The following is a 2,471-nucleotide window of genomic DNA, read 5'->3' on the forward strand; positions in this document are numbered from 1 at the left end:
ACTGGCCCGCCGCTTCGGCGCCGTGCCGGGGTGGGCGCAGCGGCGCAGCGGCGCATCGACGCGGCGCCGGTGGCGCAACTGGATGCCTGGCTCGACGGGATCTTCGATGCCGAGAGTCTGCTGGCCCTGATCGGTCCGGAGGATGGTTCTGGCTGAATGGCCTTGCGCACCGTCTGGCGGTCTTGCCCGGTCAGCGCAGGTCTTCCTGGAGGGTGAGCGGCATCGAGCGGGCAAAGCGGCCGAGATGTTCGGCCGACGGCGCTCGATCCGCACAGCGACGGGTTGTCTGCGCACCTGGCTTTGATCCGTCACTCCGGCCACCCGCCCTTGCGGTCACCCGTCGCGGCCGGGGGGCCGCTCCTACGGCGCCGGCGCGGCCTCCGTCACCGGCGGGGTGGCCGGAATATTGATCGAGGCCGCGCGCCCGTAGGGTCCGCTGTGCGGACCGACGACCGCGCGGTGACCGCGGTGGCCGGAGCGATGATCGAGGCCGGGACGGTCGTGATCGTCGGCGTCAGCGAAACCGCCCCGGCGTGCGTTTGATGCCCGGTGCGTTTGAGCCAAGCCTTGACCTGTTCGGGGTCCAGCCCGCGTAAGCGGTCTTCGGTGGCCAAGCCGCGCAAGCGGTCCTCGGCGGCCAGCCCGCGCAGGCGGTCCTCCACACCCATCCGCTCCAGCAGTGCTTGGCGCTGCTCGGGCCTGAGTGCCTGCGTATCTTCGATGATCATGGGCTAAGTGTCGTGTAAGAGGTCGTGCAGCGTGTAAGCCATGTCGGGAAGCTCCAGACGGTGGACGTTGGCAAGATGGTAGCGCAGCAACTGCGCCGCCGGGCTGTGCGGCCGGTAATGGGCCAGCGTGGCTTGGATGCGCTGCGCTTATCCACCCTACGAAACTTCACCGGTGTCGGCCCCTGCGTTGTCCTATCCGGGCGATGCTTTTCGGTTCCCTTTCGTGTTCCCAACCGGCCCGTGGGCCCCGCTGCCATGTCCCGATCCCCTCGCCGGCGTCGCTCCCACGCGTCCACTCGGGCGACCGCCCAGCCGGCGGGTCCGCCGCACGACGGCTCCTACAAACACCTGTTCTCCCATCCGGAGATGGTCGAGGGCCTGCTGCGCGACTTCGTGCAGGAGGACTGGCTGGCGCTGATCGACTTCACCACCCTGGAGAAACAGGGCGGTAGCTATGTTACCGACGACCTGCGCGCGCGCGAGGATGACATCATCTGGCGGGTCCGGGTGGCGGGGGATTGGCTCTATGTGTACCTGCTGATCGAGTTCCAAAGCGAGGTCGACCCTTGGATGGCGGTGCGGGTGATGGTCTACACCGGGCTGCTGTATCAGGACCTGATCAAGAGCCAGGCGGTGGCCGCGGGTGAGCGCCTGCCGCCGGTGTTTCCGCTGGTGCTCTACAACGGTTCCGGGCGCTGGACGGCGGCGCGCGATGTCGCCGACCTGATCGTCCCGTGGCCCGACGCGCTGGCGCGCTACCGGCCCCAACAGCGCTATCATCTGATTGACGAGGGTCGCATTGCTCAGGAGACGCTGGAGCAGGCCACCAGCGTGGCGGCCGAACTGGTGCGGCTGGAAACCTTGGCCGGCGACGGGCCTGACGCGTTACGCCCGATCCTGCACCGGCTCAGCGCCCGGTTACGGGGTCCGCGCTACGCCAGCCTGCGGCGGGCGCTGACGGTCTGGTTCGCGCGGGTCCTGCTGCGGCGCTTGCTGCCGGGCGAGAAGCTGCCGGAACTGCATGATTTAGTGGAGGTCGAAACGATGTTGGCCGAACGGGTGGATGAGTGGACGCAGAAGTGGAAGCGGGAAGGGATGCTGGAGGGTGAACTGAAAGGCAAGCGGGAAGGCAAGCGGGAAGGTAAGCGGGAAGGCAAGCGGGAAGGTAAGCGGGAAGGCAAGACCGACGCGTTGAAGCGCTTGCTGACGGGCCGGTTTGGTCAACTGCCCCCTTGGGCACGGGCCCGCATTGATGCGGCGAGCCTCGGTCAACTGGACGCCTGGCTGGACGGGATTTTCGCCGCCGGGACGCTGGAAGCCCTGCTGGGTCGCCAGCCCCCGGAGCCCCGCCCGCCTGCGGGTTGAGGGGTGTACCCTGGTGTTCAAGCAGGGCCTTGATCGGCTGGAGGTCGAGGCTTTAGGTGATTTGCGAAAATGACCATACCAGCGTATGCATCGGTTGGGTGGATAAGCGCAGCGCATCCACCAGCCACTCCACGCGCCAGGGGCGGCCGGTGAAGAGGTCGGTCAGGGCGATGCCGAAGAGTCGATGCCAGGGGGTGTGATCGCGCATCGGCGCAAAGTCCCGTAGCACGGCCTGGATCATGAGCACCGCTCTGCCAACGGGGTGCGATTAGAGCTGATGGGTTGCTGCAGATCGCGGAGGGTACGCATCGCGTACCCGCCAGGCCGCCGCAACCGCTGGGGCCGGGTACGCGATGCGTACCCTACGGCTGCCCTTGG

3 protein-coding genes are annotated in these 2,471 nt (G+C 67.7%); 1 reads left to right on the plus strand and 2 read right to left on the minus strand.

Annotated elements, in window-relative coordinates:
* Positions 1–383: 383 nt before the first annotated feature.
* Positions 384–728, minus strand: a complete 345-nt coding sequence (locus QZY48_RS00895; protein WP_295426555.1) for a hypothetical protein — start codon at positions 726–728, stop codon at positions 384–386.
* Between the two features lie 255 nt (positions 729–983).
* Here QZY48_RS00895 and QZY48_RS00900 point away from each other — a divergent pair, with 255 nt between their 5' ends.
* Positions 984–2,093: an Rpn family recombination-promoting nuclease/putative transposase gene (locus QZY48_RS00900; protein WP_295426556.1), complete on the plus strand. Its 1,110-nt coding sequence runs from the start codon at positions 984–986 to the stop codon at positions 2,091–2,093.
* A 52-nt stretch (positions 2,094–2,145) separates the two neighbouring features.
* Here the strand turns inward: QZY48_RS00900 and QZY48_RS00905 are convergent, their stop codons facing one another.
* Positions 2,146–2,334, minus strand: coding sequence for a hypothetical protein (locus QZY48_RS00905; RefSeq protein ID WP_295426557.1), 189 nt, complete (start codon positions 2,332–2,334; stop codon positions 2,146–2,148).
* Positions 2,335–2,471: the final 137 nt, after the last annotated feature.

This window comes from uncultured Thiodictyon sp. (assembly GCF_903828115.1).
Lineage (GTDB): Bacteria > Pseudomonadota > Gammaproteobacteria > Chromatiales > Chromatiaceae > Thiodictyon.